This window comes from Tepidamorphus sp. 3E244 (assembly GCF_046159835.1).
Lineage (GTDB): Bacteria > Pseudomonadota > Alphaproteobacteria > Rhizobiales > Tepidamorphaceae > JACKJK01.
Window position 1 is genome coordinate 599823 of the sequence record NZ_JBJXCY010000001.1, and the last position, 15210, is coordinate 615032.

Below are 15210 nucleotides of genomic sequence, written 5' to 3' on the forward strand. Positions count from 1 at the left end.
TATCGCAGTCCGCACCTGAGGCGGCTGCAAGTCCAAGTTTCTGCTTGGCTGTTCCTTTCCGCAGCACGGTCGTTGGGGTGACCGTTGCGGCAAGGAACAGGCGTTGTGGCCGCAGCATGCGGCCCGACTGACCTGGAGGGGGGTAAATGCAGGATATTTTCAGGCTCGTGGCAAAGCGCCTCGGGCTGGGGCTGATCACACTGCTGGTGATTTCGCTCCTGATCTTCTTTGCGGTCGAACTGCTGCCGGGCGACATCGCCCAAGCGGTTCTCGGCCAGGGTGCAACGGACGAAACCGTCGCCGCGCTGCGCGAGAGAATGGGGCTCAACGATCCCTGGTTCATTCGCTACTTCGAGTGGCTCCTTGGCGCGATCCAGCTGGATTTCGGCGTCTCGCTCATCTCCGGTGACCCGGTGTCCTCCGCCATTTCCCAGCGCTTCGCCAACACGCTGTTCCTGGCCGCCTACGCAGCCGTTATCGCGGTTCCGATCTCCATTGTTCTCGGTGTCATCGTCGCCCTGCTGCGCAACACGATCTTCGACCGTGTCGCCAACGTCCTGACGCTGACCTCGATCTCCTCGCCGGAATTCTTTCTCGGCTACATCCTGATCCTTTACCTGTCGGTGAAGACGGGCATGTTCCCCGCGATTTCGAGCCTTCGCGGTGACATGAGCTTCGGCGATCTGCTCTACCGCACCTTCCTACCGGCGCTGACGCTGGTTCTTGTCGTCACGGCGCACATGATGCGCATGACCCGCGCGGCGATCATCTCGCTGCTGGCTTCGCCCTACATCGAGATGGCGCGGCTCAAGGGTGTTCCGCCCTGGAAGGTCATCGTGCGCCACGCCCTGCCGAACGCATGGGCCCCGATCATCAACGTTATCGCCCTGAACCTCGCCTACCTCATAACGGGCGTCGTCCTGGTCGAGGTGGTGTTCGTGTACCCGGGCATCGGCCAGTTGCTGGTGGATGCGGTGTCCAAGCGCGACTTCCCCGTGGTGCAGGCCTGCTGCCTGATCTTTGCGGCAACCTTCATCCTGTTGAACCTCGCAGCGGACGTGATGTCGATCCTCACCAATCCGCGCCTGCGGCATCCGAAGTAAGGGGGGCGGACAATGAACAGCTTCGTTATCGGCTACTACGCCCTTCTCATTGGCGCTTCGTGCCTTGCAGCTTTTTACGGAAAGCGTTCCGTCTTCCTGCTGCTGTTTTCACTCACGCTGGTGTCCTTCCTGATGGGCATTCTGGGCGGCGTTCCCGCCTTGCGTTTCATCACCACTGCAGCCGCAGCGCTGGCACTGGCAGCCGGTGTCTCCTATGCCTTCCGAGAGTTCCTCGTGGCTGTGCTGCCGACGGGCCTTTCCAAGGAAATCGCCACGGCACCGCTGACTGCGGCCTTCGGGATGTTCGTGATCTTCACCTATGCGGTGGCCGGCATCTTCGCCCCGATCATCGCACCGCACGGCGAGGCGCAGATCATCTCGACGGCTTTTGCACCGCCCGATGAAAACATGCTGCTGGGGGCCGACCAGCTCGGTCGCGACATCTTCAGCCGCATCGTCTACGGCGCGCGCAACTCGGTCGGCCTCGCGCTGGTCGCCACCGCACTCGCCTTTACGCTCGGTGCGCTTACCGGCCTGCTGGCAGCGACCAAGGGCGGCTGGATCGACCAGATTCTCGGGCGCGTGGCGGATGTCTTCATGTCCATCCCCTCGCTCATCTTCGCCCTGCTGATGCTGTCGATCTTCGGCACGTCGCTGCTGGTGATTGTCATCGTCGTTGGCCTCATCTACGCACCGCGCGTCTTCCGCCTCACGCGGGCGGTCGCCGGCAACGTGGTGGTGATGGACTACATCGAGGCGGCGCGCCTGCGCGGTGAAGGCACCTGGTACCTGATCCGCAGGGAAATCCTGCCCAACTCGACAGCACCGCTCATTGCCGAGTTCGGTCTGGAATTCTGCTTCGTGTTCCTGCTGATCGCCGGTCTCTCGTTCCTCGGCCTCGGCATCCAGCCGCCCACGGCGGACTGGGGCTCGATGGTGCGCGAGAACGCAACGCTGATCTCGTTCGGCGACCTGACACCGCTCATCCCCGCGGCAGCCATTGCGCTGCTCACGGTCGCGGTCAACTTCGTGGTTGACTGGATGCTGTACCGCTCGTCCGGCTTGAAGGAGTAGTCGACATGCCTGCCAAGAAAGATGTCCTTCTCGATATCGAGGATCTTCACATCGAGGGCTTCACCGGCGACGAGTGGATCGAGATTGTCCACGGCGTCGACCTGAAGCTGCATCGCGGCGAGGTTCTTGGCCTCATCGGTGAATCCGGTGCCGGCAAGTCGACCATCGGCCTGGCCGCCATGGGCTTTGCCCGCGACGGCTGCAAGATTTCTGGTGGCTCGATCGAGTTCGACGGGATGGAACTGACGACGACGCCCGAAAGCGATCTGCGGGCGCTGCGCGGCTCGCGCATCGCCTATGTTGCGCAGTCGGCGGCAGCCTCCTTCAACCCGGCGCACAAGATCATCGACCAGCACACCGAGGCACCGGTCCAGTACCGCATCCAGAAGCGCATGGAGGCACAGGAAGACGCCATGGAGCTCTACGAGCGCCTGCGTCTGCCCAACCCCCAGGAGATCGGCTTCCGCTACCCGCACCAGGTGTCCGGCGGCCAGCTCCAGCGCGCGATGACGGCCATGGCCATGGCCTGCCGCCCCGACCTCATCATCTTCGATGAACCGACGACGGCGCTCGACGTGACGACCCAGATCGAGGTGCTGGCGGCGATCCGCGATATCGTCGACCAGTTCAACACCGCCGCGATCTACATCACCCATGACCTTGCCGTGGTTGCCCAGATGGCCGACACCATCAAGGTGCTGCTGAAGGGCAACGAGGTGGAGGAAGCGCCCACCGAACAGATGCTGGCGAGCCCGAAAGAGGATTACACCAAGAGCCTCTGGGCGGTGCGCAGCTTCCAGAAGGAGCAGAAGAGCCGGCCCGTCGGCCCCGATGCCGTCCCGGTCGTTTCGGTACAGGACATCGATGCCGCCTATGGACCAGTGAAGGTGCTGGAAGACGTCTCATTCGACGTCTTTGCGGGCATGACGGTCGCCGTCGTGGGTGAGTCCGGCTCGGGCAAATCGACCACTGCGCGCTGCATCACCGGTTTGCTGCCGCCCACCAAGGGCAAGATCATGTTCAACGGTGAGGAGCTTCCGCCCAGCTACAAGGACCGCACCAAGGATCAGTTGCGCCAGGCGCAGATGATCTACCAGATGGCGGATACCGCGCTGAACCCGAAGGTTCGCATCAGCGAGATCATCGGTCGGCCCGCGAAATTCTACAGCGGGTTGAGCGGCGCGGCACTGAAGGCGCGCGTCGATGAACTGCTCGACCTGATCGAATTGGAACCATCGAAATACTATGACCGCTATCCGCCGGAACTCTCAGGCGGGCAGAAGCAGCGTATCGGCATCGCCCGGGCACTGGCGGCCGAGCCGACCTTCATCATCTGCGACGAGGTGACGAGCGCGCTTGACCAGCTTGTGGCCGAGGGCATCCTGAAGCTGCTCGACAAGCTGCAGCGAGAGCTGAACCTAGCCTACATGTTCATCACCCACGATCTGGCGACGGTGCGTTCCATTGCCGACGAGGTGGTTGTCATGCGGCAGGGCCAGGTCGTGGAGCAGGGTCCGAAGGACGTCATGTTCAAGCCGCCCCATCATCCCTATACGGACCTGCTGCTGTCCTCGGTTCCGGAAATGGACCCGAACTGGCTCACCACGCTGCTCGAAGAGCGTGGCGTCGACAATGTTGGCGAGGCATCTGACGCATCCACCGGCGGCGAGTGATCGCTGCCGGTGACGGCCAAAGACACGCTCGACGTTTCATATCGCCAGCGCGTTCAGGTCATTGATGTCAGGGGGTCGTGCGGGCACGTGTCGAGGCCGCTGGCGCAAATGCGCCGGTGCCCAATCAGACGATGGCCATGCCCGAGAGCACCATGGCACCGACAATGCAAATATACACCCCCACAAGCGCCTGCCAGGAGCCGCTGCGGTTACGGAATTCGCGGATGAGATCGTCACGGTTCATGGTGTGACTCCACGGCCAGAGGTGTTTTCAAGGGTGTCGGTCGCAAGCGGTTTTTCGTCACCGCTTCCATTTCCGCCAATTGGCATTCTTCGTAGCCCGGCGCAAGGGGGCGCGGCACGAATTCTCATGCACAGGCTGCATATCAGCGAAAACCGGAAAACATAGCGTTAAGCGCGGGCTGTTTTCCGGCCATTCCGCTGGCTTTTCGCGACCGCCCACAGGTTGGACGCGAGCAGCGCGGTGAGGATGATCGCGCCGCCGACAAGCGTGCTTTGCCCCGGCACTTCATCGAGCACGTACCATGCGAGGATCGGGGCCAGCGTCGCCTCCAGCAGAAGCAGCAGCGAAACCTCCGCCGAGGAGATGTAGCGCGGTCCCAGCGTCAGCAGGCTGACGCCGAAGGGAATGAAGACGCAGCCCAGCAGCAGCGCGTAGCCGAAATCGGTCGCGTCCATCTCGCCGGGCGCGGCGAAGGGCAGGGTGATGAGCGAGGCGATCAGGTAGCCGAGCGCGGCGGACGGCACCATCGACATGTGCCGCGCCGCGCGCGCGATCGTCAGCGCGCTGGCAAGTGCGATGGCCGTGCACAGCGCGAACAGTTCGCCCAGCATGTCTCCGGTGAAGTCGCCGCCGCCAGTGATGATCGCGACGCCGCCGACGCAGACGGCAATCGTTCCAAGCTTGCGGGGCGTCAGCGGCTCACCGAGAAATATGCGGCTGATGAGGGCAGCGAAGATCGGTGTCGTCGCCACGATCATCACGGCGGACGCAATGGTCGTGTATTGCACCGCCAGCACGAAACAGCTGATGCCGCCCGACGACAGGATGCCGTAAGCGAGCCCGCGCCAGCCCATGCTGCGCAGCCTGGCGGGCAGGCGGCCGCGATAGTAGATTGCAAGCCCGATGAAGAGCGTGAGGGTCGTGAAGGCCGCGCGCCAGAAGACGACGGCAAGGTCCGGCGCATCGATCAGCCGGATCAGGATGCTGTCCGGCACGATGGCCAGCACGCCGAGGCTGGTCAGCAGGAAACCCTTGAGATGCTCGTTCACGCCGGGTCCGCCTGCGGTCCCGGTCTGGCCGCATCATCTTCGCTGCCTTCGGGTTTTGCGGCCCGCACGGCAAGGTGCGCCTTGTACTCGTTCATCAGCGCGCCCGCGCCCCACCCTTCGCCGCCACGTGCCGCACCCAGCGCGTCCATGATGGCGGTGAGGTTTTCGTCGCGGATGGATTCAAGCTCGCGGATCGACCACTTGTCCGACTGCGCGTCGGACTGCGAGGCTATGAGGTCGACCAGTTCGTCGTTGAACTCCGGCACGTCGGTCAGCTTCGACCAGGGCCACTGCAGGGCCGGGCCGAACTGCGCCATGAAGTGCCGCATGCCCGCTTCGCCTCCGGCGATCCGGTAGACCTGGAACAGGCCCATCTGCGCCCAGCGAAGCCCGAAGGAATAGCGCATGATGTCGTCGAGTTCTTCGACCGTGCAGATGCCGTCGCGGATAAGCCAGAGCGCCTCGCGCCAGACGGCCTCCAGCAGCCGGTCGCCGACGAAGGCCTCGATCTCCTTGCGGATGATGACGGGCTTCATGCCGATGGACGCGTAGGTCTTCTCAGCCCGCGCGACCGCCGAGGCCGCCGTCTGCCGTCCGCCAACGATTTCCACCAGCGGCAGCAGGTAGACCGGGTTGTAAGGGTGGGCGACAACGAGGCGCTCAGGCCGCGCCATGACGGACTGCATCTCGCTCGGCAGCAGGCCGGAGGTGGACGAGCCGATCACCGTTTCGGATGGCGCGTGCGCGTCGATTTCGGCCAGCACCTTGTGCTTGAGGTCCATGCGTTCCGGCACGCTCTCCTGCACGAGGTCGGCATCGCGGACCGCATCCTGCAGGCTGTTGCAGTAGGTGATCTTGCCCGGTGCGGGCAGGCCGCCGTCGCCCGCCAGCCGCTTGTAGGCCTTCTCCGCATTGGCCATGACCTCGCCGACCTTTCGCGAGGCCTGCGGGTCGGGGTCGAAGACATTGACGTCGACACCGTTGAGGACGAGGCGCGCGATCCAGCCAGCCCCGATGACGCCGCCGCCGATGCAGGCGGCCTTGCGCGGCAGCGCCCTCATTTCGGGGCCCGCTTGGTGAGCTTCAGCCGGTCGCGGACCTCCTGTGGGCCGATGACCTTCGCGCCGAGGTTCTCGATGATGGAGACCGCGCGTTCGACCAGTTGCGCGTTCGTGGCCAGCTGGCCCTTGCCGAGCCAGAGATTGTCCTCCAGTCCGACGCGAACATTGCCGCCGGCGAGCACCGAGGCCGCGACATACGGCATCTGGCTGCGGCCGAGCGAGAAGGCCGACCACGTCCAGTTGTCCGGCACCGCGTTGACCATCGCCATGAACGTGTTGAGGTCGTTGGGCGCGCCCCACGGCACGCCCATGCAAAGCTGGACGAGGGCGTCGTCGTCCAGCACCCCTTCCTCGACGAGGTTCTTGGCAAGCCACAGGTGGCCGGTGTCGAAGGCCTCGATTTCCGGCTTCACCCCAAGCCCGGTCATCATCTCGCCCATGGCGCGCAACATGCCCGGCGTGTTGGTCATCACGTAGTCGGCTTCGGCGAAGTTCATGGTGCCGCAGTCGAGCGTGCAGATTTCCGGCAGGCACTGCGCCACGTGCTCGACGCGGGCCGCGGCTCCGATCATGTCGGTCCCGGCCTCGTTCAGCGGCAGCGGCTTTTCACTGGAGCCGAACACCATGTCGCCACCCATCCCGGCGGTGAGGTTCAGCACCACGTCGACTTCGGCCTCGCGGATGCGCTGCGTCACCTCGCGGTAGAGTTCCAGCCGCCGGCTCGGCTTGCCTGTGTCGGGTTCGCGAACGTGGCAATGAACGATGGCCGCACCGGCCTTCGCCGCGTCGATGGCGCTGTTGGCGATCTCTTCGGTCGAGCGGGGCACGTGGGGCGAGCGGTCCTGCGTGCCGCCCGAGCCGGTGACGGCGCAGGTGACGAAGACCTCGGTATTCATGGCGAGCGGCATCGGTTTCCTCAAACTGTCGGTCCGGTTGCGAATGCCCGTGAAGTGAAGAGCATCCGGTCCGGACCCGGTATCTGGAAACCGACGTTAATCGCACTTCGCGCGCCCGCGCCACCGGGCAGGCGCAATTCTGCCATGCGGCCCAAAGCGCACTGTCGAAAGCGCTTTATCTGCGCCGCCGCCGGTGCTTGATTGCCGGTTCCATTTGCCTTCTTCCCGAACGGATGCCCATGTCGATAGAAACCACCCACACGCTCGTCGTCGGCGCCGGACAGGCCGGCATCGCCATGAGCGAACATTTGCGCGCCGATGGCATCGAGCATGTCGTGCTGGAAAAGGACCGGGTGGCCGAAAGCTGGCGCACCGCGCGCTGGGATTCACTGGTGGCAAACGGCCCCGCCTGGCACGACCGTTTCCCCAATCTGGAGTATCCGAAGAGCGGGCCGGACGAATTCCCCCCGAAGGAGGAGGTCGTCGATTACTTCACCCATTATGCGCAGCGCATCGATGCGCCGATCCGCACCGGTGTCGAGGTCACCTCCTGCGAGCGCCTGCACGGCAGGCCGGGCTTTCGCGTCGAGACGAGCCTCGGTGCGCTGGAGGTGCGCAACGTGGTTGCCGCGACCGGTGCCTTTCAGGTGCCGGTGATCCCGAAGCTGGTGCCGGAAGATACCGACATCGCGCAGCTTCACTCACACGACTACCGCAATCCCGACCAACTTGGCGAAGGCGCGGTGCTCGTCGTCGGGGCAGGGTCCTCCGGCACGCAGATTGCCGATGAATTGAACCGTGCAGGACGCACGGTCTACCTCTCCATCGGCCCGCATGACCGCCCGCCGCGCGCCTATCGCGGGCGCGACAATGTCTGGTGGCTGGGCGTGCTCGGCAAGTGGGATGCCGCGACGCCGCCTGGCGGCGCGGAGCACGTGACCATCGCCGTCTCCGGTGCGCGCGGCGGCGAGACCATCGACTTCCGCCGCATGGCGGGCCACGGCATCACGCTGCTCGGCAGGACCGACCGGTTCGAAGACGGCGTCATGCACTTCAACCCGGACCTTGCGACCAACATAGCGCGCGGAGACGCCAACTACCTTTCGCTGCTGGATGAAGCCGACGCCTACGTGCTGCGCAACGAGCTGGACCTGCCCGAAGAGATCGAGGCCCGCGAGATTGGCCCCGATCCCGACTGCATGACCAAACAGATTCTGGAACTTGACCTTGCCGAGGCCGGCATCGGCACCATTCTCTGGGCGACCGGATACGAGAACGACTACGGCTGGCTGAAAGTCGACAACGCGCTGGACGAGGCCGGGCGGCCAAACCACCGGCGCGGCGTCAGCGAGGAACCGGGCATCTACTTCCTCGGCCTGCCGTGGCAGTCGCGGCGCGGGTCGAGCTTCATCTGGGGCGTGTGGCACGACGCGAAGTACATTTCCGACCACATCGCCAAGCTGGACGGATACCTGTCCTACCGGCCCACCGCCCACGGCGACAGCGAATGAGGACGAGCCACCATGGCGCATGAGCGCATCCGCAAGTTCAACACGCGCGACACCTACCCGGAGCAGAAACTCGACAACGACCTGTCCCAGGCGGTGGTCGCGCGCGGGCGCACGGTCTTCCTGCGCGGGCAGATCGCGCAGGACCTCGACACGCGCGAGAGCCTGCATGTGGGTGATGCCGGCAAGCAGGCGGAAAAGGCCATGTCCAACATCGCCATGCTGATGGCGGAGGCCGGCGGCTCCATGGAGCATGTCTGCCGCGTGGTCGTGTACCTCACCGACATTCGCCACCGCGAGGCGGTCTACCGCGAGATGGGCAAGTGGCTGAAGGGCGTCTACCCGGTGTCCACCGGCCTTGTCGTCACCGCGCTGGCACGGCCCGAATGGCTGGTCGAGATCGAGGCCACCGCCGTCATCCCGGATGAGGCGTGAGGTGAAGCGGTGACCTTTTCCCTCGTCGCACGCTGCAGCGAAACCGGCATGTTCGGTGTCGCGGTGTCCTCGTCCTCGCCGGCTGTCGCGGCGCGCTGCGCCCATGCGCGCGCCGGCGTCGGCGCGGTCGCCAGCCAGAACGTCACTGATCCGGCTCTCGGCACCCGCGTGCTCGACATGCTGGAGGCCGGCCGCAGCGCCAACGAGGCGGTCACCTCGCTGAAGGGTCGCGAGCATATCGAGTACAGGCAGGTGCTGGCCGTGGACCGCGACGGCGAAACCGCGATCCACTCGGGTACCAACGTGCTCGGCAAGTGGGGGCAGGCGGCAGCGCAGGACGTTGCATCCGGCGGCAATCTGCTGGCGAACGAAGTCGTGCCGCAAGCCATCGTCGACGGGTTTCTCTCCGCGCGCGGTCACATCGGCGACCGGCTGCTGGAGGCGATGCGCGCCGGGCTGGAGGCGGGCGGCGAGGCCGGGCCGGTCCATTCCGCCGGGATGCTGATCGTCGATGAACTGGCCTGGCCGCTGGCCGAATTGCGCTGCGACTGGACCGACGATTGTCCCATCGCGGCAATCGAGGCCGCGTGGGCCATCTACAAGCCGCAAATGGCGGACTATGTTCAACGTGCGCTCGACCCGAGCGGGGCACCGTCCTACGGCGTGCCCGGCGACCAATGAACCACAGGCAAGGTCTTACCCACGCTATGCGCGAAAGCCGCGACATACTCGAAAAGCTGATTGCGTTCCCCACTGTGAGCGAGCGCTCCAACCACGATATCATCGCGTGGGTCGAAGAGTTGCTGTCCGGCGCAGGCTTCACCTGCAGACGCGTCGAGAGCCTGTCGGGCGAAAAGTCAGGGCTCTATGCCACGCTCGGACCGGAAGGTCCGGGCGGATTGCTGATGTCGTCCCACAGCGACGTGGTGCCCGTCGAAGGGCAGGCGTGGACGCGCGATGCGTTCGAGATGATCGAGGACGACGGCAAGCTCTACGGGCGCGGCACCACCGACATGAAGGGCTTTCTCGCCTGCTCGCTGGCAGCCGCCCTGCGCCACGCGGACAGGCCGCTGAAGACACCGCTGAAGCTGTCGGTCTCCTATGATGAGGAAATCGGCTGTGTCGGCATCCGCGAGATGAATGGCGATCTGGAACCGTCGATCGGCTTGCCGGATTGCTGCATCGTCGGCGAGCCGACTTCGCTCGCTGTTGCCACCGGCCACAAGGGCAAGCTGTTCCTGCGCGCCACCTGCCGGGGCACGCCCGGGCATACGGCCATGGCACCGGACTTCCTCAATGCGCTGCATCTGGCGACCGACCTCGTGACCGGCCTGCGCGGCATGCAGGAGAAATTCGCAACGAGCGGCGCGCGCGACGAGGGCTACGAGGTGCCCTACACGACCATTCACGTGGCGAAAATCGCCGGCGGCATCGCCGCCAACATCGTGCCGGAGCATGCGTTGGTCGAGTTCGAGGTACGCCATCTGGCCGCTGACGATCCAAGACAGATCGTCTCCGATCTGCGCAAGCTCGCGGACGCCATCGCCGCGCCGCACCGCGCGCGCTTTCCCGCCGCTGCGGTGGAGATCGAGGAACTGAAATCGTATCCAGGCCTTGATATCGACCGCGACCACGAATTCGTCGCCACCGTGCTGGATGCCTCGCACGGCGCGAAGACGACCAAGGTCGCCTACGGGACGGAGGCCGGGTTCTTCTCCGCGCTCGGCATCCCGACCGTCGTCTGCGGGCCGGGCAACATGGACCAGGGCCACAGGCCCGACGAGTTCATTGCGCGCTCGCAGCTCGATGCCTGTGACGCGATGCTGGACGCACTCATCGCGCGGGTATGCCTCTAGCGGGATGCTCGCTTGTGCGCTGATCCCTTGGCGCGGGCGCGCAAGGGTGATGAAATCCCGCCCAACCAATGACAACACGAAATTCCGGGACGGGAGCTCCACCTGACATGACGCCATTCACCTTCAACACCACGCCGGGCATCGTATTCGAACCGGGCGCGGCGCGGCGGCTCGCCGAAATCGTCGGCAAGAAGCTCGGGGGCAATATCCTCTTCGTCACCGATCCCGGCCTGCGCAAGCTGGGTCTCGTCGACCCGGCCCTGCAATCGCTGAAGGACGCCGGGATCGAGGTGACGGTCTTTGACGCGGTCGAGGCAGACCCCTCCCGCGCGACGCTGGAAAAGGCGGTGGAAGCAGGCGCCGGGTCGACCGGCGTCATCGGCTTCGGCGGCGGATCGTCCATGGACGTGGCGAAGCTCGCAGCCCTCCTGCTCGGCTCGAACGAAGATCTCGACGAAGCTTGGGGCGTCGCGCAGGCCAAGGGTCCGCGCCTGCCGATGGCGCTGATCCCGACGACGGCGGGCACCGGCTCGGAAGTCACCCCGGTTTCCATCATCACCGTCGGCGAGGAAGAAAAGCGCGGCGTCTCGTCGCCCGTCATCCTACCGGATATCGCGGTGCTGGACGCGGAACTGACGCTCGGCCTGCCGGCACACATCACGGCGGCAACCGGCGTCGATGCCATGGTCCACGCTATCGAGGCCTATGCCTCCAGGAGCGCCAACAACAACCCGCTCTCGAAGATGCTGGCGAAGCAGGCGCTGCAGCTTCTCGGCGCCAACATCGAGGCGGCGGTCTTCAACGGCAAGGACACCGATGCGCGCGGCGCGATGCTGCTCGGCTCCATGCTGGCGGGGCAGGCCTTCGCCAATTCGCCGGTCGCTGCCGTCCACGCGCTGGCCTACCCGATCGGCGGCACGTTCCACGTGCCGCACGGCCTGTCTAACGCGCTGGTGCTGCCGCACGTGCTGCGCTTCAACGCACCCGACGCCGCCCATCTCTACGCGGAGATCGCCTGCGATGCCTTCCCGGCACTGTCGAAGGAAGAGGGCAGCCAGGCCCGCTGCGCCGCCTTCATCGAGAGCCTTGCCGACCTGTCGAAGAAGCTCGGCATGGAAACGCGGCTGCAGGAGGTCGGCATCGGCAAGGACGCCCTGCCGAAGATGGCGGCGGACGCCATGAAGCAGACGCGCCTGTTGGTGAACAATCCGCGCGGTGTGTCGGAAGCCGACGCGCTGTCGATCTACACGGCGGCGTGGTGATGGCGAAACCCGATCCCGGCAAGCGCGACGCCTACCGCGCCTTCTATCCGATTACCACCCGCTGGTCGGACAACGACGTCTATGGCCACATGAACAACGTGGTCCACTACGCGCTGTTCGACACCTCGGTGAATGGCTGGCTGATCGCGCAGGGCGCGCTCGACATCCACGGAGGCGAACAGATCGGACTGGTGGTGGAAACCGGCTGCCGCTACTTCGCGGAAATGGCCTACCCGGACGTGGTGACGGCGGGGCTTCGCGTGGGCCGGATCGGCACGTCCTCGGTGCGCTACGAGGTAGGCCTGTTCCGCAACGACGATGAGGTCGCTGCCGCCGAAGGGTTCTTCATCCACGTTTACGTGGACAAGGCCTCGCGCAAGCCCGCCCCGCTGAACGACAGGTTGCGCACCGCGCTGGAGCAGATCGTGGTTCAGGCCTGAGACCTTTCATACAGGCTGCTTCGACCCCATATGTCGGGGGAACGCATTTTCCCCCGGAGAACCGATGAGCCTGACCACCGAACAAGAAATCCTGATCGAAAGCCGCGTGTCCAACGAGCGCAAGAGCGCGGGCGCGGCCTACCTGCTGTGGTTCTTTCTCGGCATCTTCTCCGCGCACCGATTCTATCTGGGCCGTCCCATCTCGGCGATCCTGCAGGTGCTGAGCTACTTCATCCTGGTGGGGTTCATCTGGTGGGTCATCGACCTGTTCCTGATCCCCGGCATCATCCAGGAAGATGCCGACGAGGTCCGTCGCGACCTCGTTGCCCGCTACCGGAACGAAGCGCTGCCACGGCGCTGAGGCGCGCGCCTACTTCGACGTTGCGACGAACACACCGTCCCAGTTCGGTGGCGGCGGTGCCTCGCGGAAGACCGCGATGCGCTGGGAATAGATGTTCAGGAAACCGCTGAGCCCGAAAGCGTCCGAGCGCTGGCGCGCGGCGCGGATGGCGGCTTCCGCGCCGTCCCAGTCCTGCGCGCGATAGCATTCCAGCATCTTCATCAGATCGGCTTTCAGCGAGCAGAATTCCGCGTCGTTTGCAGCCTCTTTCCCGCCAACGACCGTGAAGACCCGCTCCGGCTCCGCCTTGCCCTTGACCGCGATCAGATCGACTTCCACGATCCCGAAGTCATCGCCTGCAAGTTCTGCGGTGCGCGCCCCGAACAAAATGCCGACGCCGTAGCCCTTGGTCTGGCCTTCCAGCCGCGAAGCGAGGTTCACGTTGTCGCCCAGCACCGTGTAGTCGAAGCGCAGGTCGGACCCCATGTTGCCGACGACGTTGACGCCGGTGTTGAGCCCGACACCGATGGCGAACGGCTTGGCCGGGCTGCCGTCCGGCGCGGTCTCCGTCTCCAGCTGCCTGTTGAGCGCATGTTGCGCCTCGATCATCGCCAGCGCCGCCGTCAGCGAACGTCGGGCGTGATCGGGGTCATCGAGAGGCGCATTCCAGAACGCCATGATGTTGTCGCCCATGTACTTGTCGATGGTGCCGCCATTGTCGACGACGACCTGCGATAGCGGCGTCAGCAGTCGGTTGATGAGGTGTGTCAGCTCTTGCGGATAGGCCTTGTAGGCTTCCGAGATGGAGGTGAACCCGCGCACGTCCGAAAACAGGATCGTCATTTCCTTGGTCTCACCGCCGAGCACCAGCTTGGAGGGGTCTGAAGCAAGCTGCTCCACCACGTCGGGCGAGAGGTACTGGCTGAAGGCGCTGCGGATTTCCCGGCGCTGCGATTCTTCCTGCAGGTAGTTGAAGATGACGAGTGACCCAAAGACGAGGAACGCCGTCATCAGAGGGAAGGTCGCGTCCAGCAGCAGAGATTCCTCGACGAAGAAATAGTAGGACGCGCCGATGATCGCGCCGTTGATGAGGGCGCCCGCGATGACGGTCGCGAGCGCCGGCATGATCGGCACCGCGATGATGACGAACAGCCCGACGAGCGTCGCCACCAGCAGTTCGGCCGCGATGGAGTAATTCGGTCGGAAGATGTGCTGGCGCGTGATGATATTCTCGATGAGCTGCGCGTGAACCTCCACCCCCGGCATGACCGGGTTCAGCGGCGTCGCCTTGATGTCGTAGAGGCCCAGCGCCGACGTGCCGATCAGCACCACCGAACGCTCGATGCGCTTCATGGCTTCCGGGTCGCCGGCCAGTATGTCCTTCGCAGAAACGTAGCGGGCGGGGTCGCTCTCGGAAAAGCGCACCCAGAGCCGCCCGAGCCGGTCGGTCGGCACGTCGATGCCCGAGACGCCGACACTCGTTATGCCCGCCTCGTTGGTGCGGATCACAAGCGGGCGGAAACCGCCGACCACGCGCAGCATTTCCACCGACAATGTCGGGAAGACGGTGTCGCGCGCGATGACCACCAGCGGTACCCGGCGCACGATTCCGTCCACGTCCGGGTTGGTGGTGAGGATGCCGCGGCTGGCCGCAGCGTTCTGCAGTACGTCGATGTTGCGCAGGAGGTCGGCATATTTCAGCAGGTATGGCTTGGGGTCGCCGCCCAGCGTTGCCAGCGGTGGCCCCTTGGTCTCGCCCTGGTCGCGGCCAAGGTCGCGGTGGTAGCCCGATTGGCCCAGCACCACCATGCGCGCCCGCGCCAGCGCATCGGCCAGCACCGCGTCGTTGCTCGGCAGCGCCTCCAGCGTCGCCTTGGTGCCGGCATCCAGCCCCACGGCGAAATTCGCGAAGTTTTTCGGCGAGGTGCGGTCTTCCTCGGCGAAGATGATGTCGACGCCGACGGAAAGCGCATTGGCCCTGGCGATGTTGTCGATCAGCTTTGCGACGATGGTACGCGGCCACGGCCACTGACCGTACTCGGTGAGGGATTCCTCGTCGATATCGACGATCTTGGCGGGCCGCATCGGGTTCTGGTTCGGCGAGATGCGCTGGAGGATGTCAAAACCCTTCAGCCGCAGCACCTCGACAGGTACCGGGTCCCAGATGCGCAGCGTCAGCATGGCCCCGAGCAGGCACAGGCCGACAAGGCGCACCATGCGCGACCGCCCGAACAGGGCGTGGACGATACGGCCGAACATGAACCCCCCG

The 15210-nt window shown here is 65.0% G+C and carries 14 protein-coding genes; 10 read left to right on the plus strand and 4 right to left on the minus strand.

From position 1 onward, the window contains the following. Positions 1-146 precede the first annotated feature (146 nt). The 3 genes from ACKTEK_RS02815 to ACKTEK_RS02825 are packed head-to-tail and all read left to right on the plus strand — an operon-like array spanning position 147 to position 3850. A complete protein-coding gene (locus ACKTEK_RS02815; protein ID WP_409163716.1) occupies positions 147-1103 on the plus strand; it encodes an ABC transporter permease in 957 nt (318 codons plus the stop codon). A 12-nt stretch (positions 1104-1115) separates the two neighbouring features. Beyond that, positions 1116-2177, plus strand: coding sequence for an ABC transporter permease (locus tag ACKTEK_RS02820; protein WP_409163717.1), 1062 nt, complete (start codon positions 1116-1118; stop codon positions 2175-2177). 5 nt (positions 2178-2182) lie between these two features. Further along, the gene (locus tag ACKTEK_RS02825; protein WP_409163718.1) at positions 2183-3850 is read left to right on the plus strand and encodes an ABC transporter ATP-binding protein; all 1668 of its coding nucleotides are present in this window, start codon (positions 2183-2185) and stop codon (positions 3848-3850) included. A gap of 411 nt (positions 3851-4261) precedes the next feature. On the opposite strand, the gene ACKTEK_RS02830 is transcribed toward ACKTEK_RS02825, so the two are convergent. From ACKTEK_RS02830 to ACKTEK_RS02840, 3 genes are read right to left on the minus strand one after another with little or no spacing between them, the layout of a single operon-like run. Next, positions 4262-5143 carry a DMT family transporter gene (locus ACKTEK_RS02830; protein ID WP_409163719.1) on the minus strand — a complete coding sequence of 294 codons (882 nt, stop codon included), beginning with the start codon at positions 5141-5143 and terminating at the stop codon, positions 4262-4264. Beyond that, a complete protein-coding gene (locus ACKTEK_RS02835) occupies positions 5140-6204 on the minus strand; it encodes a 3-hydroxyacyl-CoA dehydrogenase NAD-binding domain-containing protein (RefSeq protein ID WP_409163720.1) in 1065 nt (354 codons plus the stop codon). Before ACKTEK_RS02835 ends, ACKTEK_RS02830 begins: the two co-directional genes overlap by 4 nt. Continuing rightward, positions 6201-7112, minus strand: a complete 912-nt coding sequence (locus ACKTEK_RS02840) for a 3-keto-5-aminohexanoate cleavage protein (protein ID WP_409163721.1) — start codon at positions 7110-7112, stop codon at positions 6201-6203. Before ACKTEK_RS02840 ends, ACKTEK_RS02835 begins: the two co-directional genes overlap by 4 nt. Before the next feature lie 227 nt (positions 7113-7339). Here ACKTEK_RS02840 and ACKTEK_RS02845 point away from each other — a divergent pair, with 227 nt between their 5' ends. The 7 genes from ACKTEK_RS02845 to ACKTEK_RS02875 all read left to right on the plus strand — a co-directional run bounded on the left by ACKTEK_RS02845 (position 7340) and on the right by ACKTEK_RS02875 (position 12962). Beyond that, positions 7340-8611, plus strand: coding sequence for a flavin-containing monooxygenase (locus ACKTEK_RS02845; RefSeq protein WP_409163722.1), 1272 nt, complete (start codon positions 7340-7342; stop codon positions 8609-8611). Between the two features lie 12 nt (positions 8612-8623). After that, the gene (locus tag ACKTEK_RS02850) at positions 8624-9043 is read left to right on the plus strand and encodes a RidA family protein (protein ID WP_409163723.1); all 420 of its coding nucleotides are present in this window, start codon (positions 8624-8626) and stop codon (positions 9041-9043) included. Between the two features lie 9 nt (positions 9044-9052). Further along, positions 9053-9724: a DUF1028 domain-containing protein gene (locus ACKTEK_RS02855; RefSeq protein WP_409163724.1), complete on the plus strand. Its 672-nt coding sequence runs from the start codon at positions 9053-9055 to the stop codon at positions 9722-9724. After that, on the plus strand, positions 9721-10899 hold the full coding sequence (gene argE / locus ACKTEK_RS02860; protein ID WP_409163725.1) for an acetylornithine deacetylase: 1179 nt from the start codon (positions 9721-9723) through the stop codon (positions 10897-10899). Before ACKTEK_RS02855 ends, argE begins: the two co-directional genes overlap by 4 nt. A gap of 107 nt (positions 10900-11006) precedes the next feature. Then, the gene (locus tag ACKTEK_RS02865; protein WP_409163726.1) at positions 11007-12161 is read left to right on the plus strand and encodes an iron-containing alcohol dehydrogenase; all 1155 of its coding nucleotides are present in this window, start codon (positions 11007-11009) and stop codon (positions 12159-12161) included. Then, complete coding sequence (locus ACKTEK_RS02870; protein ID WP_409163727.1) at positions 12161-12601, plus strand: acyl-CoA thioesterase; 441 nt, start codon at positions 12161-12163, stop codon at positions 12599-12601. The genes ACKTEK_RS02865 and ACKTEK_RS02870 overlap by 1 nt, the downstream gene beginning before the upstream one ends. Positions 12602-12665: 64 nt before the next feature. Then, positions 12666-12962, plus strand: a complete 297-nt coding sequence (locus ACKTEK_RS02875) for a TM2 domain-containing protein (RefSeq protein ID WP_409163728.1) — start codon at positions 12666-12668, stop codon at positions 12960-12962. Positions 12963-12971: 9 nt separating this feature from the next. On the opposite strand, the gene ACKTEK_RS02880 is transcribed toward ACKTEK_RS02875, so the two are convergent. Then, positions 12972-15200 carry a CHASE2 domain-containing protein gene (locus ACKTEK_RS02880; protein ID WP_409163729.1) on the minus strand — a complete coding sequence of 743 codons (2229 nt, stop codon included), beginning with the start codon at positions 15198-15200 and terminating at the stop codon, positions 12972-12974. Positions 15201-15210 lie beyond the last annotated feature (10 nt).